This window comes from Sphingomonas sp. AAP5 (assembly GCF_004354345.1).
In the GTDB taxonomy this organism is placed as follows: Bacteria; Pseudomonadota; Alphaproteobacteria; order Sphingomonadales; family Sphingomonadaceae; genus Sphingomonas; species Sphingomonas glacialis.
In genome coordinates this window covers 86,241-108,020 of sequence record NZ_CP037914.1, presented here as the reverse complement: position 1 = coordinate 108,020, position 21,780 = coordinate 86,241, and the positions used below count along the sequence as shown (strand labels likewise).

Sequence of the window (21,780 nt, the reverse complement as noted above, 5' to 3'; positions counted from 1 at the left end):
GGCCACTGCTGGACCTCGAGCGTGATCTTGGTCGGTGTCGTCATGCGAGCGGCGCCGGACGAAGGTTGATGCGACGCACAGCCAGGTTGCTGTCGTGCCCAAGCCTGAGATCAAGGACATGACCGACCTTGCGGGTGAAGCGCATCACGCCATCGACTTCTTCGTGCAGCGTGCCCTTCCCGAACAGCTTTCTGCCATCGGTCCATTCGCGCCCGTGGACGAGCCGCATGTGAAAGCCACCGATTGGCGCCGGCACCGTCACCCGTTCATGGGCGCGCACGTAGATCGACAGGGTGTTCCGGCCCGTCTTAGCGTCGATCATCTGGACGATCGCATTCTCGCTGCCGCCTTGAACGGTCAGCTTGGCAACAACGCGGCTCATGTCGATGTTTGCGGGCACACTGACAGTGCCGGATGCGGGAAATCCGTGCTGCTGCCCGAGAATGATTCCCGTGAACTGCTCGGCGAGCCAGAATGGCGCTCCCATGCGCGTCGCTGCGGCCACTAGGACCAGGCTCCCGAGGCCGATGCCAAGGAGCGCTCGCCTCTTGCTCGAGGATCCCCAGCGACCGCTCCGATGACGATGGCCGCCGTTCTTGTTGACGAACCAGGTCGGGCCTGACTGCAGCTCGCGCCGTGCCTTCCAGTCGTTCCACGTAGTGCGCTCGGGTGCGAAGCCCTGCCGCTTACGGTAGCGCTCGCGCATGTAGGCGCGGTCATCGAGCCCCATCTTGGCTCTCCGTGAAGGGCGCGTAGCTAGTAGCCATGTCCACATCGATCCGTCCAAGCATCGCATGGTCTCGCAGCGATGCGACGACGGCTTGCGGCTCATGGTCGGGTCGGTCTGGGTCGCGGTGAACGAAGAGCAGAGCCGAGGCAGGCCCAGCTAACCAGCGCACGATCGAGGTCTTGGGCATCCGCGGATCGTGGTCGGCGATCGACTGCAACGGCGTTCTGACGCCAGCAAGCACCGTCTCGGCCCAACGGAGGGCTTTGCGACATGTCGGATCGTGACCGGCGAGCTCGGCTATCGCATCAGGAGGAAGATCGCGAACAAGGTCGCGCACGCCGGAGAGCATGGCGCCGGGCTGCAGGCCTACATGGTCGACGGCCCGCATGAGGACGTAGCGGGACGCATAGCGCCAGCTTGGGTCGAGGTCCCGTGGATCAATGGGGATGAGCGCTTCGACCGCGGACGATCGCGCGTAGCTGCTCGGATGATCGGCGAAGAAGTCCCAATTGCCGCGCGCCGGATCGATCATGAGGTCGCGCGTTTGGTCTGCCAGAGCAATGAAGGCGTCGCCGGTGCCGATCACGACGATCCGGTCACCGTTGCCCTTCCGCACCGCTCGAAGCGTGTCGGCAACCAATGTATCGGGCTCAGCGATGGTCAGCCGTGTCCGAGCCGGCTCGGGTTCATGCTGGAAGCGGAACGGATAGCTAATCCCCATGACGAAGCGACCTTTCGTGCTGTGGAGGGGTGAAGGAGCCGCCTTCGGTCTGCAGCGACGCGCCGATCACGGCGCATCCGAGAGCCCAGGCGAGCGTGAAGATGGCAACCAACGCCGCTAGGAGGCTCGTCAGGCGCACTCGGGTCATCGCGCGCGCAGATTGACCCTGCGCCGGCGACAAGCGCTCCTGCGGCGTCTGCTGCGGACGTGGTGGCTCGCAGCCCGCTCCCTCGATCGCGCCGTCTGGCGGTGCGTCGAGGCGGATGGTGCGCCCGGTTGGCCGCGCACGCATGAAGTCGCGATCGGAGAGGCTCATGCCGGCACATCCGCGACGGAACGCGATGCCCGCAGCGCTCGGGTGACCGGCACAAGGACGGCGTAGGTCAGCGCGAAGACGGAGGCCATGGCCAGTGTCTCGGCGCCCCATTGCAGCGCGTGGTCGTGCTGCGCGAGGCGGCTGCACTCCGCAAGCGTGTGCGTATTGAGGTCGCACGGATGCCAATGCTTGATCGCGAGCACATGTTCGAGGGTGAGAGGCGTGGTGGGCATGGTCATAGCTCCAGTCCGATGTCTTTCTCGGGGAAGGGCAGCTCGATCGCGGGCGGCTCGGCACCGATCCGCAGCGATGCGGCCGAGAGGGTGGGATCGTTCTTGAAGTCAGGCGCTGTCGGGCCTGTGCTCATCGCGGCCAGCGTGATCATATCCGCCTTGTCGCCGACCAGCTTCTCGGGTCCTCGATCGAGATCGGGAGGCAGGGTCGGGTTGAATGAGCCGGAGGAGCCCAAGCCGCTCGGGCTGCCGCCTAGACCCGACGCCGCTCCGTTCTCCGGCAGCGAGCTTCGCGCTGGGTCGATCGACAACTCGCCGGTGGTTTCGAGCGCGGAGGTCTTGTTACCCTCGTTGCGCTCGATCGCCTGGGTCAGCTTCTCGCGATTGTCGGTAAACAGCTGGATATCGTCACGGACGCGTGTGACCGTGACGTTGAAGAGCCGCTGATTGGAGAGGTTGGACTCCTTGTAGCTCATTACGGCGATCGCATTGTCGGCGGTGATGCCCTGAGCGGCGTGCATGTTGAGCGCGTAGGCGAGGCTGATGCGCTCCATCATAGGGTCGCCGGGCTTCAGCTCATGGATGCGCCCGTCGCTCGCCTCCACCTTGATCCCTGACGGATCGGCCGACAGCACGCGCGCGATGTCGTTGTTGTTGAGACCGCGATCCTTGTCGTTCGTCGTCCAGCGGATCTTGTCGCCTTCGTGGAGCTTGATTTCCTCCCTCTGGGCGAGTTGCATCGCATCGGTCTTGTCGAGAGGCGAGATCTTCTGCGGGTCGAAGGTTTTGACCTTGTTGCCGATCTGGACTTGGACATGCCCTTTGGCATTGACCCCGATCACGTCAAAGGTGCCCCGCGGCAGGCCAAGCTCGCGGATCGCAAACCGCAGATCGATGACGAGCCGTGCATCGCCCTTCGCCTCGTAAGCCTGGGGGTAGCGGAGTTCTTCCCGGGTCAGGTTGACCTTATCGAGGACGCCAATTTCCACTCCCTCACCCTTCAGCGTCCCTTCGGCAGCGAGACCTTCCTGTATGCGGACGTTGAGCTCGGCACGGGCCACCCGCCCCGACGAGAACATCGCTGTTGAGGCCCGCTGCTCGGGCGTGAGGCCTAGCCAGTGTTCGGATGCCGCTTTCACGTGCTCGGGATTGGCAGTCACCTTGTTGCCGAGCATCGCCATGGCTTCGCGAGCCGCGCCGCGATTGGTGAGCGCAGCAACGGTCCGCAGCTGCTCGGTTCGTTGGCGCAGGTTCTCATCCATGCGCGCCATCGTGATCCCGCCCGCCTGCGCGAGTGCGAAGGCCTTGCCGGCGTCGACCGCCGTGATCTGCTGGCGATCGCCAATCATCAGGTATCGATCGACCCCAAGCGCGTTGGCGATCCCGACCAGGTGCTTCATCTGGTCCGATCCGACCATGGACGCCTCGTCGAGGATGATGGTGGTGCCGGCCAGCTCGTTGCGGGCGCCGTCATAGTCGGCACCCTTTCCTGCCAGCGCATGACGGGCGTAGCTGTGGACGAAGGAAGAGACGGTGCGGCTCTCGATGCCGGCCTCCGCGCCAAGCCGGTCGGAGGTGGCCTTCATCAGCGCCAAGCCGACGACCTTGCCCCCTTCCTGTTCGACGTTGCGCGAGACGCTCGCGAGCATCGTGGACTTGCCGGCGCCCGACACGCCCTGGACGGCGACGATGCGGTCGGAGGACGTGAGTGCCATCGTTGCGGCCGCCATCTGGCCAGCGTTCAGTTCCTTGTCGCCGGAAGCGGCATGGAGCCGAGCGATCACCGTCTCCGGCGAGACGATGACGCGCCCCTGTCCCTTGCCCCGCTCGATCTCAGCTAGGATGCCCCGCTCGGTTGCGAGCGCCTCCGGCGTGGTGACGTGGGTGACGACGCCATCGATGCGGTCCTGCTTACCAGGGATCAGTTGCTCGGCGCGGATGAGCTCGGACACGCGCCGGTCGACATGGTCGGGTGTGACGCCTTTCAGGCCGCGATCGAGAGCCGTCTTCACGACGTCGGGGATCGAGAACGCCGCTTCGCGCTGCGCGTGGATCCGGATGGCGGAGGCGACAGCGTGCTGGGCTCGTAGGTCGACCGGAGAGATCCGCAGACGCTCGAGGCCGCTGACAATCAGCGGATCGTTCGGGCGGAAAGCGTCCCCAAGCGTCTCACGGATGCCGGCGATGGTCTCGCGGATGCGCTCCATGGTGCCTGGTTTGCTGTCTATCGCATTACCGCTCGCTCGTGCTTTCGCGGCTTCGACCAGGGCCCGGCCGTCGAACCCCATCTCCGCCGCACGGTCGCGCCACGCTGCACGGAGAGCGTCGCGATCCTCGACGTTGAGCTTCGCATCGCGGGTGTTTGTGGTGATCCGATCGATCTGCTTGGGGTTGGTTATGCCAAGCTCAGCAGCCTTCGCCCTTATGTCGGTGCTGCGCTGGCTGTAGGCCTCGATGACCTTTTTGGGCACGCCGTTGATTTCGAACTGGCCATGTTTGCCGGAAACCGACGTCTCAAAGCCGATCTTCGCCAGCTCGGCGCGGTAATTGGCGTGATAGGCCGAACCGATCGTGGTGTTGTTCTTCCATAGCTGACCGTTGTGCAGCGCTTGCCAGACCCCGTTGGCCATCTTGGTCATGTTGGCGACGAGGACGTGGATGTGCCCCTGCGGGTCGAGCGCACGGCTCGTGTCGTGCTGGAACATGGCGTAGACGAGGTTGCCGGTGCGGACTGCGTCACCCGCTTTTGAGCGGTCGTATGTGCGCCCTTCGGCGAACGTCTTTTCGACCCACGCCATTGTCGTCTTAACGGCGTTCATATGAGCTGCGAGGATGCGGGTGTCGCCAGTGACGTAGGCGAGGATGCTCGCGGATTTCGGCATCGAGAATGTCAGGTCGACGCCGTGCTGCCGGTTCGGCACCTGGCCGACCTTCTCGCCCGATGGCATCTCACCGTTGAGGATCTTCTCGAACGCCTCCTTGGTGACCTCCCCCTTGAGGCCGATCTCTGCAGCCCCAATGCCGCCCCAGAGGGTCGCCTCGGAGGAGTGCTCGGCGGTGTAATAGTCGTCCTTGGCGAAGTAGCTCGCTGCGCCGGAAGCCGACTTGACGGAGGCGACGGAAAGCATCGCTTACATCCCCATGTCCATGTCATCGTCGACCGAGGGCGATTGGTCGTGCCCGTGGTGGCGATGATGATGGTCGGCGTTGCCGATGGTGGCGAAGCCGTCGCGCAGTTCGCGGACCGACTGATCCTCCTGACGGTCGTCGTCGAGACGATCGAGGACGGGGTTGCCGATGGAGCGGGCACCGTCACCACGCGCGGTCTGCTGGCCCGGATCAAGGCTACGGGTCATGCCCGGATCGGTGAGGCGGAGACCGGCGCGGGCTGCCTTCACAGGTGAAGGTGGTGCCTCCTTTGCGTCGCCGGACTTCGTTGGACCGGTGCCTTGCGGAGCCGCTCCACCGGATCGACCCGGGATCTGGTCGAGAGCCACTTGGGTTGCGCCGACGACATCCATCGCCGCGGCCGCCTTCTCGGCTTCGCTCTGACCCTTTCGAGGCTCGGGAGCCGTCCGCTCCGGCTCGTTCTCGCCCCGCTCCTCCACGCCTCCTACGGGCCGTGTGGGCGTATGCTCCCGGCCACCCTCGCCTCCCTCATCCGCGCCCTTGTTCTTAGCCGCCCGATTTCGCCGCTCTTCCGGCGAAATGTACGGGGTTGGCTTGAAGTCCTTTCGGGGCATCGAGCCCGGGGCGACTTCGGGATAAGATTTGTAGGTGAGCTTGATCCGAGCAGCCGGGAAACCATCCGGAAATTTCACGAAGCCGTTTAGCGAGGGAAGGTCGGTGATGTCGTCTGGAAGCACCAGCGGCTCCACCGCGGTGCGCGGCGTGAGCGTCGATGCGTCACGGGTATTGTTGTAGCCGTAGCTGTAGGCTTCATCGACCTGTCGCACTTCGCGATTGCCGATGAACTCCGAGCATTTCTCCGCGGTAGTCCGGTCCGCCGTGGCGAGGATCAGTTTGGTACGCGCGAGGCCCGTCAGTGCCGTGGCATTTTGAAGACCGTAGGTCGCGACGAGCTTGTCGAATGAGTGGATCCCGAGGACGAAGGCGCCCCCGAAGTTCCGGGCCGATTGAAGGCCGTGCTCAATCCCCGGAAGGGCGTGCAGCGCATGGACCTCGTCAAAGAGATACCAGGTGCGAAGATCGCGCGTCTTGGGCAGTCGCATCAGGTTGTTGACGGCGAGGTCGATCCACAGCGTGAAGAGGCCGCGGGTCATCTCCAGGTCGTTGTACGAGCCGGTGATGAACATGATCGATCCGTCTCGATTATCGGTCGCGATCCAGTCGCGAATCGAGAACGCCGGAGCCCCGCCCTCGACCGGGTCCGGCATGAAGCGCAACGCCTGTCCGTTGACGTTCAGCACCGACCGGATTGATTCCGCCATCCGAGCGGCTTTCTCGGTCGTCAGCGGCGCCGCAACGGTGTCCTCAAGCTGGGCGTGGATCTTCTTCAGATCGGCGGTCATGAGGTGATGGGCGATCGCGGCATTGTTGCCCTCGCCTGCCTCCTGCAGCTTCAGGCACATCTCGATGAAAAGCATTCGCGCAGCGTTCTGCCAGAACGGTTCCTTGTCGTCGGGATGCGACGGGATCAGTGCCGCTGCTGCCGATACGAAATCGGCATAGTTGCGGCACTCATCGAACAGCGTCCAAGGGGCGCAGCGTTCGTCCATTGGGTTAAGGATTACGTCGGTTTCGGGGTCGAAAAACGTCTCCAAGAACGTGCCGGTGAGATCGAAAATAACGGCTCTGTGACCGCGTTTGCGAATCTGGGAAACGTGGCTGCGCAACTGCGTCGTCTTGCCCGTCCCGGTCGTGCCGATCAGCATCGTGTGGCTCTGCTCTAGGCGCCACGGATAGGGAATCCCTGCGATGGAGTATGGAACGTGGATTCCGTCGTCGACGCGGTCGATGATCGGGGCTTTGGCGACCATATTTGGGTCGTAGGGAGGATCGTGCTCGGCGCACTCCTTCCGGAACTGAATGAGGTTGTGGCGGCGTACGTTGTCGAGCAGCAGCTGCCGTTCGACTAGCATCGATCCACGGTTGTGACGCTCGGTCAGAACGTCACGGCCGCGCTTGTTCGCCCAGGTGATGAACCAGCTGATCAGCGGGACCGCGACCGCCGTCGCCATCACCAGCGTCGTGAGGAAGATTTTGACCGTCTGATTCCAGGCGTGAACGACGTTCGGCTCAAAGGGTACGTAGCCGATCGGCACCTTGGTCACGCTGCCATTTGGAAGGGTCAGATTGATCAGGTGGAAGCGGTCTCCATCCACCCACGTCCAGATGGTCGAATAGAGCTTCATCAGGTCGAGCTGAAATTCGTGCTCGGCCAAGCCGAGCCAGACCATGATGTTGAATAGGACGATGAAGGATCCGAGCCAGATCCACACGGGCACAAGCGACGCGGCCCAGGCCATTTTGTACTGGCTTGAGAGCAGCTGGGAGCCGCGCGTGAAATTGCCCGAGTTTCGCGTGATCCGGCCGCGTGCGGAGGCGTGCTCGACGACCGCGGCCTGCCCGTTGAAGCGGATATCACCTTTGCGCATGGTGGGCCTCCACGCGCTCCTGAGCGATGTCGATTATCCGCTCAGCGTAGTCGGGATGTTCCCGGGTGACGATGAGGTCCATCGAGGCTGAAAGTTGCTCAAGGATGAGCAGCACGCGACTAACGTTGAAGGAGTGGCTGGCTGCCGCAAGCGGGACGCCGAAAATCAACGCCAGGCGGATGATCTCGGAACGGGAAATACCCCGGTCGGATGCCGCACGGTCTATGGCCGCTCGCTGGTCGTCAGACAGACGCAGCGTGATAGGTGGGTTCGACATTGCACCATCCAAACTGTGGATGGTGGGAGTTTCGGAGAGGCCAACTTAGCTCCGTTCGATCGGTAGCGGAAGATGCTTTCTGTGTTACGTGCAACTACACCGGTTTCCGCGCAAAATCAGTGCGTTAGCGGGCACAACGGAGCCGTATTACACACGACTACGGTATCACCACGGAATACACGTTCCTTTTCAGGCACTTACACCTGCGGTCGCCGCATAGGGTGTGCCTATCCTAGGGACTGTCATAGTGGTCCGAAGCATCATTGCTCTTCGTCCCCATGTTGAGTCAGGGTCCGAAGGGAAAGCCGCCGGAGGCGTCCAGCTTTAGGTGGCGACGTGTCGGGTTTGCGAAGCGATCCGCACCCACGACGGACCCGCCAAAGGCGAGGTCCGTCGAACCCTGTTCGATGATCCGGCAAAGCACGGATTATCGGGGGCGCTTCCGACGGCCAAAGGCCGTCATATTAGCTCTCGCTTGCGACACGTCGAAACGCCTGTCATCGTCCTACCCGGAGGCTGGCAACACATCAGGAAAAGGCACGACGATGGCACGCACAATCGAGGAGGAACGCGCGCAGCTCGCGGCTGAGGCAAAGAAGCTGGACGAGCGACGTCGCCAGCTTGCGGAAAGGGAGCGTTCTGAGCTCCTCAAAGAGGTGGAGAAGTCGGGGCTTCTGAAGGGTGACTCGGAGCAGATTCGATCGATCCTTGGAGCGGTAAAGTCGATGGGCGTAGCTGAAGTCGCGAAGCGTCTCGCCGCGTAGAAGGACAGCTGTGCAGGCAGGCTGGCGCCTGCCGGGCAAAATGAAAGGGGAGAGGCCGTTAGGCCCTCCCCTTTTTTTCTAATTGGTTGGGCATCGCGAGCTGGAGCCTATCGAGCAAAAAAAGGGGAAGCCGGTTTCCCAGCTCCCCCTGAGATTGTCCGAAGGGAGGCTAACCCCAGACAAGACGAAAATCGTGATCCGTATCGGCTTGGTCAGCCAGCTGATCGAGGCGGTCCAGCGACATTCCGGTGTCCAGCTGGTGGAGGTTTTCGCGAACCGTAGGCTCCGCTAGGATCTGGCGCAGTTCAGCGATTGGAATGCTTCCGCGGTGGTCGTCAGTGAGACGCATCGCGTCGAGCACGTGATGGGCGGTCTGATCGACTAAATTGACCGTGCGCGAACCATCGGGCGTATCGGCGACTCGCATCGAAATTGAACGGGTCTGATCGTCACGATAGAAGCGGACGTTGAGGCCACGGAACTGAGCCTCCTCGACAACTGCGATGACGCCTTCGTCGTGATCGAAAAGTGCGCAGATGCTGGCAAGTGACCATGGGCAGACGCGAGCCTCGAAGCTGCCTGCTTCGAGTGGATCGTCGTCTTCCTGCTCGACAAGTTCGTCTCGCGTGCGTGCAAACGACCGAAAGGCAGCAAGTTGGCGCGCTGTGATGGTAGCGGGCATTACGTCGTTCTTTGCCCCGGCGCTGAGAAAGAAAGTGATCGACATGGCTTTGCCTCCCAAGTGAAATCACTTTGGCAAAGCCTCCTTCCCTCGACCCGTAAGGGTCGCACAGATCGTCTATGGGAGCGTCGGTCCGTAGGACCGAGCTCGACCAGTTAGAGTTCGGTAGGAGGTGCGTTCTAGGCGGGAGGTTGGAGCGGCGCGCGAGGCGTAGCGAACGGGCGACCCGACGGGCTCGCCGTGATGCGAGCGAGCAGTGCCGGTGCGGCATCCGCTGGGGCGATCGGCACGGCGCGATGCGTAGCGGCAGCGTCGGCGATGCAACGGCATCGCCACGCCCGCCAGCGAGCCGTGCCGCGAGGCTGGGCGCGACCTGCCTTGGGCCGCACCGGTCGAGGCGTAGCGAGCGCGACGCGCGGCTGCGCGGCCGCGATGCGAGCGAGCCGGTGCGGTGCGTGCCGCGAGGTCCCGATCGCCGGCGCGCGAGGCGTAGCGAACGGGCGACCCGAAGGGCTCGCCGTGATGCGAGCGAGCAGTGCCGGTGCGGCATCCGCTGGGTCGATCGGCACGGCGCGATGCGCAGCGGCAGCGTCGGCGATGCAACGGCATCGCCACGCCCGCCAGCGAGCCGTGCCGCGAAGCTGGGCGCGACCTGCCTTGGGCCGCACCGGTCGAGGCGTAGCGAGCGCGACGCGCGGCTGCGCGGCCGCGATGCGAGCGAGCCGGTGCGGCGGGTGCCATGAGGTCCCGATTGCCGGCGCGCGAGGCGTAGCGAACGGGCGACCCGAAGGGGTCGCCGTGATGCGAGCGAGCAGTGCCGGTGCGGCATCCGCTAGGTCGATCGGCACGGCGCGATGCGCAGCGGCAGCGTCGGCGATGCAACGGCATCGCCACGCCCGCCAGCGAGCCGTGCCGCGAGGCTGGGCGCGACCTGCCTTGGGCCGCACCGGTCGAGGCGTAGCGAGCGCGACGCGCGACTGCGCGGCCGCGATGCGAGCGAGCCGGTGCGGTGGGTGCCACCAGGTCTCCAGCGCCGGCGCGCGAGGCGTAGCGAACTGGCGACCCGACGGGGTCGCCGTGATGCGAGCGAGCAGTGCCGGTGCGGCATCCGCTGGGGCGATCGGCACGGCGCGATGCGTAGCGGCAGCGTCGGCGATGCAACGGCATCGCCACGCCCGCTAGCGAGCCGTGCCGGTGGCTGGGCGCGACCCTGCCATGGACCGCACCGGTCGAGGCGTAGCGAGCGCGACGCGCGACTGCGCGGCCGCGATGCGAGCGAGCCGGTGCGGTGGGTGCCACCAGGTCTCCAGCGCCGGCGCGCGAGGCGTAGCGAACTGGCGACCCGACGGGGTCGCCGTGATGCGAGCGAGCAGTGCCGCTGCGGCGTCCGCTGGGGCGATCGGCACGGCGCGATGCGTAGCGGCAGCGTCGGCGATGCAACGGCATCGCCACGCCCGCCAGCGAGCCGTGCCGGTGGCTGGGCGCGACCCTGCCATGGACCGCACCGGTCGAGGCGTAGCGAGCGCGACGCGCGACTGCGCGGCCGCGATGCGAGCGAGCCGGTGCGGTGCGTGCCGCGAGGTCCCGATCGCCGGCGCGCGAGGCGTAGCGAACGGGCGACCCGAAGGGCTCGCCGTGATGCGAGCGAGCAGTGCCGCTGCGGCGTCCGCTGGGGCGATCGGCACGGCGCGATGCGTAGCGGCAGCGTCGGCGATGCAACGGCATCGCCACGCCCGCCAGCGAGCCGTGCCGGTGGCTGGGCGCGACCCTGCCATGGGCCGCACCGGTCGAGGCGTAGCGAGCGCGACGCGCGACTGCGCGGCCGCGATGCGAGCGAGCCGGTGCGGACGCTCGGTGTGAAGTATCGACCGTGAGGTCAGTCCCCGCGGCGCGAGGGGGCTCGATGCCCCTGAGCGCCGCCCAGGCGACGTAAAAAAGGGGAGAGGCCCCGGTTGCCCGGAGCCCCTCCATCGGGTGCGTCAGGCGCGACGGCTGCGCGCTGCGGGAGCCATCGGGGCCTGCTCGGCGAGACGGAAGACGTGAAGCGGAACGCCGGCGGTGCGCATCTTCCGGGCGAAGTCGGACTGGACGCCCGAGCCTTCGCAGACGATCGCCTCAACCGGGCGCTGGTTGGCGATGCGGTCGTTGCGGAGGAAAGCCGCCTTCGGACCGTACCGCGTTTCCAGCATCATGCGTACCAGCTTGACCTGCCGCGACGACGCCCATGCGGCTGCGACGGCGTCTGCACCCTTGTTCATGCCGGTGGTCATCAGGACCATCGCCGGAATGCGACGCTTGATCTGGTCGAGGCGGTCGAAGAGCTGCTCGTGGTCGTGCCAGACCTGTCCGCCCGAGAAGGCGACAACCGGACCGGTCGGAGCGTGATCTTCCCGGCGCTTGGCGGCGCGGGCGGCGAGATAGTCCTTCCCGTCAATCACCGACGCGGTGAGCTTGGAGGAGACCCTGCTGCCGCGGATGGTGTTGAAGGGGCGCCCCGTCTCCACCCGGAACACCTCCCCGGCGTGGTCCCGCATGCACCGCATCGCTTCGGCGCAACCCTCCAGCGTCTGGCAGAGAAGCTGCGTGTCCTCGAGTTCGACGGCGTAGATCTCGCTGGGGTCGTAGGCTTCCACCATGTCCTTCAGCTTGCGGGCGGCGTCATCCTCGCGTCCCTCGATGCGCTTGGTCACCATGTGGAAGGAGTTGACGATGCCCCATGCGATGTCGGCGGCGAACTCCTCCATCCGAGTATCGCGCGTGACGTCGAAAACCGTCCGCAGCATGAGGTCAACGGCTGCGGCGGCCATTTCGGGGTCGGGCATGTCCAGCTTCTCGGGGGCGTTGAAGACGGTCAGCTTGGCCATCTCGCTGCTCTCCACGAAGGCGCCATCGTAGGTCTGCTGCGTGTCAGCGTCGATGTTCGCGGCGCTGTCGTTCATCCGGGCGTCGTTCATCGCGCGGGCGGCGTCGGAGAAGTTGCGGAAAGTGTTGGTCATGATAGCCTCCATGAGTTGAAAATCTCACCTTCTCTTGGTGAGGAATCTCACACGGCATGCGGCGGTCAGGGCCGTCAGGGACGTTAACTGGGAAGCCGCGCCCTTCGGGCGTGGACCCCGGTTAACGCTCGCGAGTGGTGGAGCCGATTTTCTCGGCCCCCAGAGCGGAGCGCAGCGGAGTGGCGGGGGTCGTGAAAATTGGGGGACCGCTCGTCCTTGACGGTCCGCTCACCCCGCATGCCAAACTTCCACTTCACAGAGAGAGAAAATATTGGTTTGTGGTGGGTGCGCCGGGGTGATCCGAGCACGGGCGGCGATGACGCGGCCGCTAGGCCGTGACGTCGCTAAGGCAGCTTCGCTGCCGTCGCCCGCGCGCAGGACGCCCCGGCGTCAGCGAAGGGATCGAAACCCGAAGGGCGGAGACCCCTTCAGGGGGCTCCGTAAGGCCCGCTAGGGCCGATGAGAGCCCGGTCCCGCCATAGGCGGGTCGCCCACACCCCTACCCCGTCCCTGAGCCTCCTAGCCGTCGTCGCGCTCCCATTCACCGTGCCCCCATGTGTCGTCGTAGCCGGGATCTTCGGGGTCGCGTCCAACGTCAGGATCGTCGCTCTGTTCGACATCTCCGTCCGCACCGGCGTTGTCACCGATCGTCGGCGTCGACGCGCCGCGGAAGCATGCCGGGTCGCACAGCAGCATCGGGGTGCCCCGGCTGACCAGCTGGACGCCGTCGATCGACAGCGGTCTGCTGGCGAGACGGGCGCAAGGTTCATTGCGCTGGTCACGAAAACCGCAAGGTGCGGCGAGTGGCTCCAGTCGGGGCGTCGATCCTGCGTCATCGCTCTCGGGATCGCGCTGGGTGATGTCGGGATCGGGTTCTGGATCGAACATGTCTTGCTGCGTGGGCATCGCGGTATCCTCCGTGATGTTGTGGTGGTTGCGACGGGGGCGCTCGCGGATCGAGCGTGAGCACGCGAAAAGGGCGGCGCCGTAAGGCGCCGCCCAAACCCGGCGGGTCAGTAGAACTCGGCGCGGTCGGCGATGATCTCGCAACCGTAGCGGTCGTTACCCTCGGCGTCCTGCCAGCGGGTGTAGTGGAGGCGACCTTCGATCGCGATCAGGTCGCCCTTCTTGCGGTTCCCGGCGACCGCCTTGGCGAGACCGTTGAAGCACGTGACCTTGTGGTATTCGGTCTCCTTGACGGTGAAGCCGTCCTCGCCCTTGTAGGTGTGACCGTCTTTGTTGAGCTTAGGGCGATCTGTTGCGACGAAGATGGTTGCGACGTTGGTCGTGGGGTTGACCGCGCGCAGCTCAGGGGCGCGGGTCAGGCGGCCGATCAGGTTCACGTTGTTCATGGCGATTGCTCCCTCGGGTGGTGTCGGGCGGACCGTCCGCCGGTGTCACCGGAGGGCGATCTGGCGCGGTGCTGCGCACCGGAAGGGCTATCGGGGCCGGCGCTCAGGCGGCGGGCACGGTGGACCTGGAGGGAAACCCCTTTTGCAGGGGTGGAGCGGGCAGCCGCGCTTCAGCGCGGCAACACGGCCCTGCCAAAGGGGTTGCGCGGTGCCGGGCCGGATCGCAGGTGACACGAACCGGCGGATGAGCCGTCCGATAGCTCCTGAGGTCCTAGAGCGGTCGCCATGAACAATCCGCGTGAACCGTCAGGATCGATCGTCTGACCTGTATGTCGAGTGGCCGAGTGCGCGGTCGGCCCCATGACGAACTTCGTCTCGAGGACGTACCCGGAACTCGGCTTATGCTCGACCACAGGGAGCGAGCGGGCGAGGATATCGCCGCTAGGTGATCCGAAAACTGCTTGGTTGCCGTTGGCAGGGCGTCTCCGGGCAGTGCTCGTTGGACCGCATCAAGGTCGAGCGCGAAGCGTGTTCGCGAGCTCGTGATCTCCGCGCTGGTCTGGTCGGTTGAGGCTAAACCCCGTGCGTGATTGACGTGTCGCATCGCCGGAAGTGCAGTCGGACTAATTTGTCAGGTTTGCTTGTACCGATGGTGGTGGGTCCAGACGGGCGATCAATCGGGAGGGGGACCGACGCGAAGCGTCGGTCGGGATCAGCCGAAGAACTTCGCGATCGCGGCACCCGCTGTCATCAGCGCTGCGGCGGCGAGGGTTGCCTGAAAAAGGAGCGTTCCGGGGAAAAAGCGTACCTCGAGCTTCACCTTGGCGAGATCAGCCTGCGTTTTTTGGATTTCGACCTGCATCTTGTCGATCCGCGCGAGCTGTTCGCGGATATCGAGTTGAGGATCTGGTGCGATAGTCGCCATGGTTCTCTCCATATAGCGTGGAATGTTGAACGATTGAAGTGTGGCTCCGGTCGCCTTCGTTCATTGAAGACGACGCAGCGCGCTAGGCGTAGGGCACGTCAACGGGGACCGCTTCGGGTGGTGAAGCGATCCCCGTCGAGAGTAGCGGGCGACGGGTCGGCGTCGCCCAGCGTGGAGTTAGGCCACCTCCTCGAGCGGGGCGGTGCTTTCGCCGAGGCCATCAGCGGCCGGCAGGCCGGATGCGGCGCCGTCGGCACCGAAGGGCGGTGCGGGATCCTCGTCCGACTTGATGCCGAGCGCGCTGGTCACGTCGCGACGCTTCTGCGCGCGCTGCCAGACGATGTTGTACGAGCCATCCTCCTGCCGGAAGGCCGAGACCTGCAGCGGCTGAGCGAGCGAGGGATCGTCGATGCGGCCGTTCAGGAAGGCTTCGCCGGTGTTGTTGGAGGTGAGTTCGAAGAGCGCGCCGACCTGCACCCAGGTGCGGCCGGGGGTGAGCGCGTGGATCTCGTAGCGCGGCGCGCGGGGATTGTTCGATTGGACCGGCTTCAGCGCGATCGTCATCGCCACTGCGAGCGTCGAGATGCGGCCCATGAAGATGCCGGCTTCGTTCTGCTTGATCTGACCGATGTTCATCGTAACGTCTCCTGTGTGTCTGCTGGACCCCATGTCCTCGACAACATCTTCAATCCCTCTCTCCTCCCCGGCCCTTCGGACGGGCAGGGCGCGAAAGCGCCCCTCACCGACGCGCTTTTCGCGTGGCGGTGGACGATGGTAGGGAGTGGTAGGGAGCGTCCTGGGGCGGTCGTTTAGGAGGAAGACGAGGTCAGTGCCGAACAGATGACGCTTGGCGGCGCGCCGGTGGCGTTCACCGCGTTGGTGAGACTGCGAAGAACGGTTTGTTTGATATCGGCGTGGAGCCTGTCCCGCTCGTCGCGGAATCGCGGTTCTGATGCGCTCAACTGTTCGAGGAGGGCGTCTTCTACCTGAAGTAGACTGACGGAGAGAGTGAACCGGACGCCGTCCGGTTGGGGATCCTCACCCCACACCGTGCAGAGCGGCAAGCGGATTTGTCGTTCCTCGAAGTCCTTTTCGGAGGTCACGTCGGAGCGATACTGGGGCGTCAGGGCTCCGGCATTGAGAAGCTGAGACATCGCTTGCTGACGCGCGTGCTCGCATATGTCGGGCATCTTCGTCAGGCGACCGCTTCCCCAAGAGGCAATCCACTTGAACATTGGAGCCCTTTCCTTCCGGTTCGTCCGGTGAAGCCGCTCGGCACGAGCGACGCGTAGTATGTGACTGGCCCGTCAGGGCCGTCACAAGCAAGCGAGCTCTGCCTACAGCGAGGGATCGTTCCTTAACAGCGAGCTTGGCAAGGCATTTGTTGGAACCGCTTGGGTTCTTCGTCAGCCCGTACGGCGATCACAGGCGTCGCGACTTGGCGGCAACTGGCCTGTCTACCCCGATGTCCGCATGCCGGGGCAAAATTTGTAGACATAGTTGGTGTCGAACCGGCGTCCGGAGTATTGGCCGAATCTTAGAGGAGGCTGCCTTATGTTCTCCACGCTGTTGCTCGCGGCGACCAGCCGTTGCGCCTCACTGCTGCTATGCCCCACCTACACAGAGTTGATAGACGCGCTGCTGGCCCACGATAGCACTGTTCGAAAGGTCGCCGCTGATGAGGCTCTCCGGAAGGGGGAAATCGTCCTGTTTCATCTGCCACAGGCAGCTTGGCAGATCCGGGACGTGAGTTGCGGCGACCGCGAGCCTGGCGAGCTGCCCATAACGACCTGCGAATTCACGGCTCGTTACACAGGCCGCGACGTTCATCAGATTGCACGATTAATACAGCAGACCGGCAACTGGCGTATTATCGAGATACAACCGGCAGCAGCCAGTCGCCGTTGATCTAAAGTGCGCGATGCACGAGATGGTGGATAAACATGTTAGTCGCACTCGCTCTCTTGGCTCAGGCACAAAGCTTATCGATACCATCACAGCGGCTAAGTGAGCGGCTGTTCTATGCAGAGCCGTACCAGCAGGGTAATATCTCTTGTGATCGTAGCGTTGCGCGACGGCAACACCGGGAGTTTGATCGCCGCTTCGGCTCCCGTATCGCGGCGTTAAAGCGGAAAGATGCTGAGAGATGGGGCGCGGACCCGGGATTTGATGCAATCGCATTGGGCAGCTGCTTACGAAGCAAATCAAGCGCCCGAATAAGATTCAAAGCTGCCCTGAGGGAATTCGCCGCTGAGCTTTCCGCAATCGAACGTGAGTACCCCTGACCAATGCTTATCATTTTCGCCGGGCTTGCTATCTCGCAAGCCGAGATTAACCCGCTGGGCGATTGCGCCTTAATCCGACAAGTTACGTTTTATGATAATATGAGCTCACTTCCGCCCGAGATCAAAGCCGATATCGCAAAACGTCATGGTCCGATCCTACCGAGGATGGCCAGAGGCATTAGCTTTAGCGATGTAGCTAGCTCTAGCTCTAAACCAGGACCGCTACTTCTTTATGTCGCCCATGAAACAAATCAATGGTTGGTCTCCTATACTTACGGTGGAATATCCATTCGAACAGTCACTGTTTCTTACGTTCAGAATGAAAGTGGGACGGACAAAACACCGCACTTGAAGGGTGCTTTAGAGGGTGACGGCTGCACAGTGGCCAACGCATTCCTAAAAGGAGTTAGCGTGGAGCCAGGCTGGCAGCGTTAATATTTGGAGTCTCTGATAGGTGCTTTGTCAAATATTTCTTCATTTGCAGGCTAGATAGCGTTCGAATATTTGTAACTAGGAAAGTGACATCGACGACGGTAAAATGAAGGTAGCTGCTCCGACCTACAATTTGGACGATAAAAGCTGTGGCGTGAAGCACGCGTCTCGTAAGGCTGTACGGTAACGAGGTTTATACTTCGATACAGCGTCATCCTTGGTGTGGGCTGGGTCAATGCCGGGCACAAGGTTCGTTCCGAGGTCGGGAATACCGCCTCACGATGGTGTCCGTGGCTAAAGCTGCCTCAATGTTACTGCCGCGCGGGTCAGAGCCGCAACGATCACTACGAGGTCAACTTCGGCTCGCGTCCCGGCAAGGACGCCTCCCGTTGGGGAGCTTCGGGGAGGGAGGTGCTATGCTGCCGCTCTCCACTCAAATTCGGTGCCATCGCTCCAAATGGCATGCATCATGACTGCCAGTTTGCGCGCCACTGCGACCTGAGCCTTCTTCATTCCGCTGCGCTCTTTGAGCCGTAGCCCCCATGCTCGCAACGGCGTCGGTTTGGTGACGCGCGTAAGGATGACGTTGGCAGCCTCGAACAGGTAGGCCCGGGTCATGTTGTCACCGGTTTTTGTAATCCGCCCGCTCCAGTCGACTTCGCCAGACTGATGTGTCCGCGGGGTCAGACCAAGATACGGGCCGACGTCATCCGAGCGTTTGAACCGGGCGGGATCCTCTATGGTCGAGTAGAACGCGAGAGCGGACAAGTACCCGATGCCTGGTACGGTCATCAGCCTGGCGATTGTAGCATTGCCCCTCACCACGCTCTGGAGCTGGCGTTCATATACCCGGATCTGAGCCGCCACGGTTTCCAGAACGGCTAGGATTGGCTGCGCGAAGGCGGCATAAGCAGGGTCGAGCTCCATAGCAGCAACGGCGCGGCGCGTGAATGTGCCGCCAGCCGTCTTTGTTATGATGAGCCCGAAGCGTTTGACTGCCCCGCGCAATGTGTTCTCAAGGGTTCTCCTCGTCACGAGCAGCATACGCCGTGCAAGCAGGAGGCTGCGGATAGCGTGGGCCGATGCGCCTCGGACCCAAGCCTCTCTATACCAGCCGACGCGAACAAGATCAGCCAATCCCCTCGCATCGTTCCGGTCGGTTTTGTTTCGCCTCGCGGACAAGACCTTATGCGCATGCCGAGTCTCCAGGCATACGACCGGAATTCCTGCCGTCTTCATGGCCTTGAATAGGAGCGCCGTCGTTTGACCCGTTTCGATCGCAACGCGCTCGGCATCGGCGGCATGTTGGTGGATGCAAGCCACCAAGTCGTCGGGCAAGCTTTTTGCCTTACCCTCGTACCGAACCTTTCCATCCGAGTTCAACACGCACACGCTGGTTTCTGCCAGCGATACATCGAGACCAACATAACTCGTCATGAGGCTTCTCCGTCACCTGTAGTGGCGGCAGCGCCACCTGACGACGATGCATCAGGACCGCGGACGCTGTTACCCCATGTCACCCGGCAGGGCGGAGACCCGCAAGGGGCTCCGGGCGGCAAAGCCGGCTAGAGCCCGGTCCCGCCCACAGGGCGGGCGCCCTTCAGTGTCTGCGCAGCTAGTTGCGGTTATTTGGCGTCGACAGACCGTACTCGGTGTCCAGATCTTGCCCGGAAGCTTCACGGATGGTGCGAAGTTCATCGCGCGTGATGCGTCCATCTGACATGGCGCTTCGATAGGCTTTCGCGCCGAGTGGTCCGGCACGCGACAGCACGATCGCATGATGCTCGCCCTTTGCGTCGACCGGCCAGAAGGGCCAGGCCACGAGAGAGAACATGCCCAAGCCTAGGGCTAGGAAGACGTAGCTGAGCGGAACACGACGTCGGGCAAACAGGATGATCGCGCCGGCAGTGAAGACGAGCGGGACGGCGACCGGAATGACGTTGAGCATGATCTACTCCTCGTAACGGCATGGTATCGGCGGCAGCGCGCTCCCGCCAGTGACATGGTCAGGTCACCCGGATTTCGATTGTCTCGTCGTCGCCGTTGTCGGCGACCAGGACCGAGCGCCCCTCTCTGGCAGCGCTAGCCGCGGCGTCCACGGGCCAATCGCCGTACTCGCGCAGCATCTTTGCCATGTGAGCTTCGGCGCTCTCCCGGTTCGCATGATCTTTGATGATCGTGTCGAACGAGAGGGACTGGTGAATCGTTTGGATGGGCATGATGATCTCCGGGCGCGACGCCGGCACGCGCGAGGCGTAGCAAGTGAGCGGCCCGCAGGGTCGTCACGATGCGAGCGAGCAGTGCCTGGCGGAGGGTAGCGGCTATGCGGAAGGTGTAATCGAAGCGCGAGCGGAACGGCTGAAACGGTGATCGCGGACGAATAGGCCGCGCATGGAACGCGCGTTTCGCCGCCCCTCTGTGGGTCGCGCCGCTTCAGCCGGTGGTCGGTGGAACGATCATGAAAGGCGGCGGGAGGTAAGCGCCGGTGGCGAAATGCTCCCGAAGATCGTCGAGGCTCGTGATTTCTTTGGCTTCGTCCGAGGTGAGGACCGGTTGCCCATTCTCATCCGCGGTAAATGCGCGCCGCTCACCCTCGCCCTTCCACAACACGATCTCAGCGGGGAAGGAGCCCGGCGCGCCGCCCGACCATCGCCAGAAGGGCAAGTCGTTAGTGCAGCAGAAGTCCTCGATCTCGTCGATCTTGCCGTTAGCGATCTCGTGCCCCTGCAGTACAAGAGGTTCGCCATCGGGCAGGTCAGTCGTGGTGAATGGCTCACCATCCCATTCAGTCGAGAGATTCTGAGCATTTGCCTTCTCGACGAGTTCGTCGAGAAGCTCGGCGGGTAGTCTTCCGCCGATGGAGATGGAGACGGAAACGCGGTCGGCCATGGTGGCACCTCGTTGCTTTCGTGGCGCGCTGGTCTTGAGCGGGCCTTCGGCACCATTCGTCCAGCTATCCACCACCACCTCCTTCCCTTCAGACAAAAGGTTGAAAGACTGTTCAACTTGGATTCGCAGGTGCAGCAGAATCTACTTATGGCGGAGATGCAAGACGGTTTTAGGTCCGTTTCGAGGCCTGTCCCCTTTTGGGCAAAAAAAGGGCGATGCCTGGTGAGGCACCGCCCTAGAAACGCGCAGGGTAAAAGGGGGTGGACCTGCGACGTCTGCCGGTGCCGCGAGGGAGTGGGCGGCACCGGAAGAGGGTCAGGCGCTTTCGGCGACACGCTTTGCGCGGCTGCGACGCGGCGCGTCCTCGACCTGTGCGGTGGTCTCGCCGAGGCCGTCATCGCCGGCGCCAGCGTTATCGACCGGGCCGTCGGTTGCGGCGCTGCCGTCGGCACCGAAGGGCGGTGCGGGATCCTCGTCCGACTTGATGCCGAGCGCGCTGGTCACATCGCGACGCTTCTGCGCGCGTTGCCAGACGACGTTGTACGACCCGTCCTCCTGGCGGAAGGCCGAGACCTGCAGCGGCTGGGCGAGCGAGGGATCGTCGATGCGGCCGTTCAGGAAGGCTTCGCCGGTGTTGTTCGAGTTGAGCTCGAAGAAGGCACCGACCTGCACCCACGTGCGGCCCGGGGTGAGTGCGTGAATCTCATAGCGCGGCGCGCGCGGGTTGGCGGACTGAACGGGCTTCAGCGCGATCGTCATTGCGACCGCGAGCGTCGAGATGCGGCCCATGAAGATGCCGGCTTCGTTCTGCTTGATCTGACCGATGTTCATCGTAACGTCTCCTGTGTGTCTGCTGGACCCCATGTCCTCGACAACATCTTCAATCCCTCTCTCCTCCCCGGCCCTTCGGCCGGGCAGGGCGCGAAAGCGCCCCTCACCGACGCGCTTTTCGCGTGGCGGTGGATCGCCTTGAGGGTCTTGGGGCCGACCTTCGTGGAGGGCGTCGCTACGAGGGACCGCAGGGGTGATCAGGGATCGTTGCCGGGGGGTGGCGCTGAAGGTGACGCCGGGCTGTCGCCAGTTTTCGCAGGGCGGAATTGAGGAACAGTCCGTGCGAGCTTTCCGCATCGATCAGCGCGGCACGTTTGGTCAGCTGGGTTTCCCGGTGTCGAATGGCGTCGATCGCCATCATGACATCGTCGAGGGTGAGGGCGACGACCGTCTGAGACGGAAGGAGCGGGACGCAGCGTAGGGCGAACGGGAGGAAGTGCGGCGCAATGGGCAAGTGGTGTGCCAGTGCGAGCTCGACCGCGTGACGCCATTGGTCCGCATCATGGGTGGTTTCGCGGAGGATTCGTGCGGACGACATCGGCGTGAGCGTGCGCAGTGCGCCCGTCTCGATCGTGACCGCGAGCGGGTCGGTCGACGCGAGGCCGATGACACCTTCGGGAACGATGGCGAGGACATCCCCTTCGAGGATGCAGGGGCTTTGATCGAGGCACGCTTCGTAGGCGGCCGCGCTGGTGTCGTAGAAGTGGACGCGGTGCATGACCGTTTCCT

The 21,780-nt window shown here is 63.7% G+C and carries 22 protein-coding genes; 2 read left to right on the top strand and 20 right to left on the bottom strand.

Features of this window, described 5'->3' with window-relative positions; all coding sequences use genetic code 11:
* Nucleotides 1–40: 40 nt before the first annotated feature.
* From E2E30_RS19210 to E2E30_RS19180, 7 genes are read right to left on the bottom strand one after another with little or no spacing between them, the layout of a single operon-like run.
* Nucleotides 41–730 carry a hypothetical protein gene (locus E2E30_RS19210; RefSeq protein ID WP_133192279.1) on the bottom strand — a complete coding sequence of 230 codons (690 nt, stop codon included), beginning with the start codon at nt 728–730 and terminating at the stop codon, nt 41–43.
* A complete protein-coding gene (locus E2E30_RS19205) occupies nt 717–1,451 on the bottom strand; it encodes a type IV secretion system DNA-binding domain-containing protein (protein WP_133192278.1) in 735 nt (244 codons plus the stop codon). The genes E2E30_RS19210 and E2E30_RS19205 overlap by 14 nt, the downstream gene beginning before the upstream one ends.
* Nucleotides 1,441–1,767 carry a hypothetical protein gene (locus E2E30_RS19200; protein WP_133192277.1) on the bottom strand — a complete coding sequence of 109 codons (327 nt, stop codon included), beginning with the start codon at nt 1,765–1,767 and terminating at the stop codon, nt 1,441–1,443. The genes E2E30_RS19205 and E2E30_RS19200 overlap by 11 nt, the downstream gene beginning before the upstream one ends.
* The gene (locus tag E2E30_RS19195; RefSeq protein ID WP_133192276.1) at nt 1,764–2,006 is read right to left on the bottom strand and encodes a hypothetical protein; all 243 of its coding nucleotides are present in this window, start codon (nt 2,004–2,006) and stop codon (nt 1,764–1,766) included. The genes E2E30_RS19200 and E2E30_RS19195 overlap by 4 nt, the downstream gene beginning before the upstream one ends.
* Nucleotides 2,003–5,128 (bottom strand): MobF family relaxase, encoded by a 3,126-nt coding sequence (gene mobF / locus E2E30_RS19190; RefSeq protein ID WP_133192275.1) that lies wholly within the window; start codon nt 5,126–5,128, stop codon nt 2,003–2,005. The genes E2E30_RS19195 and mobF overlap by 4 nt, the downstream gene beginning before the upstream one ends.
* A 3-nt stretch (nt 5,129–5,131) precedes the next feature.
* Nucleotides 5,132–7,618: a type IV secretion system DNA-binding domain-containing protein gene (locus tag E2E30_RS19185; protein ID WP_133192274.1), complete on the bottom strand. Its 2,487-nt coding sequence runs from the start codon at nt 7,616–7,618 to the stop codon at nt 5,132–5,134.
* On the bottom strand, nt 7,605–7,895 hold the full coding sequence (locus tag E2E30_RS19180) for a CopG family transcriptional regulator (protein ID WP_133192273.1): 291 nt from the start codon (nt 7,893–7,895) through the stop codon (nt 7,605–7,607). The genes E2E30_RS19185 and E2E30_RS19180 overlap by 14 nt, the downstream gene beginning before the upstream one ends.
* A 545-nt stretch (nt 7,896–8,440) precedes the next feature.
* Between E2E30_RS19180 and E2E30_RS19175 the strand changes: the two genes are divergently transcribed.
* A complete protein-coding gene (locus tag E2E30_RS19175; protein ID WP_133192272.1) occupies nt 8,441–8,659 on the top strand; it encodes a hypothetical protein in 219 nt (72 codons plus the stop codon).
* Nucleotides 8,660–8,828: 169 nt separating this feature from the next.
* Here E2E30_RS19175 and E2E30_RS19170 read toward each other — a convergent pair whose 3' ends face one another.
* From E2E30_RS19170 to E2E30_RS19140, 7 genes are all read right to left on the bottom strand, one after another.
* On the bottom strand, nt 8,829–9,386 hold the full coding sequence (locus E2E30_RS19170; RefSeq protein ID WP_133192271.1) for a hypothetical protein: 558 nt from the start codon (nt 9,384–9,386) through the stop codon (nt 8,829–8,831).
* A gap of 1,934 nt (nt 9,387–11,320) precedes the next feature.
* Nucleotides 11,321–12,337, bottom strand: coding sequence for an SLOG family protein (locus E2E30_RS19165; protein ID WP_133192270.1), 1,017 nt, complete (start codon nt 12,335–12,337; stop codon nt 11,321–11,323).
* 519 nt (nt 12,338–12,856) lie between these two features.
* The gene (locus tag E2E30_RS19160) at nt 12,857–13,243 is read right to left on the bottom strand and encodes a hypothetical protein (RefSeq protein ID WP_133192269.1); all 387 of its coding nucleotides are present in this window, start codon (nt 13,241–13,243) and stop codon (nt 12,857–12,859) included.
* A gap of 107 nt (nt 13,244–13,350) precedes the next feature.
* Nucleotides 13,351–13,689 (bottom strand): single-stranded DNA-binding protein, encoded by a 339-nt coding sequence (locus tag E2E30_RS19155; protein ID WP_133192268.1) that lies wholly within the window; start codon nt 13,687–13,689, stop codon nt 13,351–13,353.
* Nucleotides 13,690–14,401: 712 nt separating this feature from the next.
* Nucleotides 14,402–14,614 carry a hypothetical protein gene (locus E2E30_RS19150; RefSeq protein WP_133192267.1) on the bottom strand — a complete coding sequence of 71 codons (213 nt, stop codon included), beginning with the start codon at nt 14,612–14,614 and terminating at the stop codon, nt 14,402–14,404.
* Nucleotides 14,615–14,791: 177 nt separating this feature from the next.
* Nucleotides 14,792–15,250, bottom strand: coding sequence for a DUF736 domain-containing protein (locus E2E30_RS19145; RefSeq protein WP_133192266.1), 459 nt, complete (start codon nt 15,248–15,250; stop codon nt 14,792–14,794).
* Between the two features lie 173 nt (nt 15,251–15,423).
* A complete protein-coding gene (locus E2E30_RS19140; protein WP_133192265.1) occupies nt 15,424–15,849 on the bottom strand; it encodes a hypothetical protein in 426 nt (141 codons plus the stop codon).
* 319 nt (nt 15,850–16,168) lie between these two features.
* Between E2E30_RS19140 and E2E30_RS19135 the strand changes: the two genes are divergently transcribed.
* On the top strand, nt 16,169–16,522 hold the full coding sequence (locus tag E2E30_RS19135; protein WP_133192264.1) for a hypothetical protein: 354 nt from the start codon (nt 16,169–16,171) through the stop codon (nt 16,520–16,522).
* Nucleotides 16,523–17,745: 1,223 nt separating this feature from the next.
* Here E2E30_RS19135 and E2E30_RS19125 read toward each other — a convergent pair.
* From E2E30_RS19125 to E2E30_RS19100, 6 genes are all read right to left on the bottom strand, one after another.
* Nucleotides 17,746–18,768: an IS110 family transposase gene (locus tag E2E30_RS19125; protein WP_133192262.1), complete on the bottom strand. Its 1,023-nt coding sequence runs from the start codon at nt 18,766–18,768 to the stop codon at nt 17,746–17,748.
* 178 nt (nt 18,769–18,946) lie between these two features.
* Nucleotides 18,947–19,279: a hypothetical protein gene (locus E2E30_RS19120; protein WP_133192261.1), complete on the bottom strand. Its 333-nt coding sequence runs from the start codon at nt 19,277–19,279 to the stop codon at nt 18,947–18,949.
* Nucleotides 19,280–19,337: 58 nt separating this feature from the next.
* Complete coding sequence (locus E2E30_RS19115) at nt 19,338–19,550, bottom strand: hypothetical protein (protein ID WP_133192260.1); 213 nt, start codon at nt 19,548–19,550, stop codon at nt 19,338–19,340.
* A 214-nt stretch (nt 19,551–19,764) separates the two neighbouring features.
* Entirely contained in the window at nt 19,765–20,292 is a 528-nt protein-coding gene (locus E2E30_RS19110) for a hypothetical protein (RefSeq protein ID WP_133192259.1), read from the bottom strand.
* Nucleotides 20,293–20,535: 243 nt separating this feature from the next.
* Entirely contained in the window at nt 20,536–21,051 is a 516-nt protein-coding gene (locus E2E30_RS19105; RefSeq protein ID WP_133192258.1) for a DUF736 domain-containing protein, read from the bottom strand.
* Between the two features lie 175 nt (nt 21,052–21,226).
* Complete coding sequence (locus E2E30_RS19100) at nt 21,227–21,769, bottom strand: hypothetical protein (RefSeq protein WP_133192257.1); 543 nt, start codon at nt 21,767–21,769, stop codon at nt 21,227–21,229.
* Nucleotides 21,770–21,780: the final 11 nt, after the last annotated feature.

Coding starts and splice junctions, on each gene's coding strand:
- E2E30_RS19120 (WP_133192261.1), bottom strand. CDS start 19,279: ATGCTCAACGTCATTCCGGTCGCCGTCCCGCTCGTCTTCACTGCCGGC.
- E2E30_RS19170 (WP_133192271.1), bottom strand. CDS start 9,386: ATGTCGATCACTTTCTTTCTCAGCGCCGGGGCAAAGAACGACGTAATG.
- E2E30_RS19200 (WP_133192277.1), bottom strand. CDS start 1,767: ATGAGCCTCTCCGATCGCGACTTCATGCGTGCGCGGCCAACCGGGCGC.
- E2E30_RS19155 (WP_133192268.1), bottom strand. CDS start 13,689: ATGAACAACGTGAACCTGATCGGCCGCCTGACCCGCGCCCCTGAGCTG.
- E2E30_RS19165 (WP_133192270.1), bottom strand. CDS start 12,337: ATGACCAACACTTTCCGCAACTTCTCCGACGCCGCCCGCGCGATGAAC.
- E2E30_RS19135 (WP_133192264.1), top strand. CDS start 16,169: ATGTTCTCCACGCTGTTGCTCGCGGCGACCAGCCGTTGCGCCTCACTG.
- E2E30_RS19125 (WP_133192262.1), bottom strand. CDS start 18,768: ATGACGAGTTATGTTGGTCTCGATGTATCGCTGGCAGAAACCAGCGTG.
- E2E30_RS19160 (WP_133192269.1), bottom strand. CDS start 13,243: ATGCCCACGCAGCAAGACATGTTCGATCCAGAACCCGATCCCGACATC.
- E2E30_RS19205 (WP_133192278.1), bottom strand. CDS start 1,451: ATGGGGATTAGCTATCCGTTCCGCTTCCAGCATGAACCCGAGCCGGCT.
- E2E30_RS19145 (WP_133192266.1), bottom strand. CDS start 15,250: ATGAACATCGGTCAGATCAAGCAGAACGAAGCCGGCATCTTCATGGGC.
- E2E30_RS19140 (WP_133192265.1), bottom strand. CDS start 15,849: ATGTTCAAGTGGATTGCCTCTTGGGGAAGCGGTCGCCTGACGAAGATG.
- E2E30_RS19185 (WP_133192274.1), bottom strand. CDS start 7,618: ATGCGCAAAGGTGATATCCGCTTCAACGGGCAGGCCGCGGTCGTCGAG.
- E2E30_RS19210 (WP_133192279.1), bottom strand. CDS start 730: ATGGGGCTCGATGACCGCGCCTACATGCGCGAGCGCTACCGTAAGCGG.
- E2E30_RS19150 (WP_133192267.1), bottom strand. CDS start 14,614: ATGGCGACTATCGCACCAGATCCTCAACTCGATATCCGCGAACAGCTC.
- mobF (WP_133192275.1), bottom strand. CDS start 5,128: ATGCTTTCCGTCGCCTCCGTCAAGTCGGCTTCCGGCGCAGCGAGCTAC.
- E2E30_RS19100 (WP_133192257.1), bottom strand. CDS start 21,769: ATGCACCGCGTCCACTTCTACGACACCAGCGCGGCCGCCTACGAAGCG.
- E2E30_RS19195 (WP_133192276.1), bottom strand. CDS start 2,006: ATGACCATGCCCACCACGCCTCTCACCCTCGAACATGTGCTCGCGATC.
- E2E30_RS19105 (WP_133192258.1), bottom strand. CDS start 21,051: ATGAACATCGGTCAGATCAAGCAGAACGAAGCCGGCATCTTCATGGGC.
- E2E30_RS19115 (WP_133192260.1), bottom strand. CDS start 19,550: ATGCCCATCCAAACGATTCACCAGTCCCTCTCGTTCGACACGATCATC.
- E2E30_RS19175 (WP_133192272.1), top strand. CDS start 8,441: ATGGCACGCACAATCGAGGAGGAACGCGCGCAGCTCGCGGCTGAGGCA.
- E2E30_RS19180 (WP_133192273.1), bottom strand. CDS start 7,895: ATGTCGAACCCACCTATCACGCTGCGTCTGTCTGACGACCAGCGAGCG.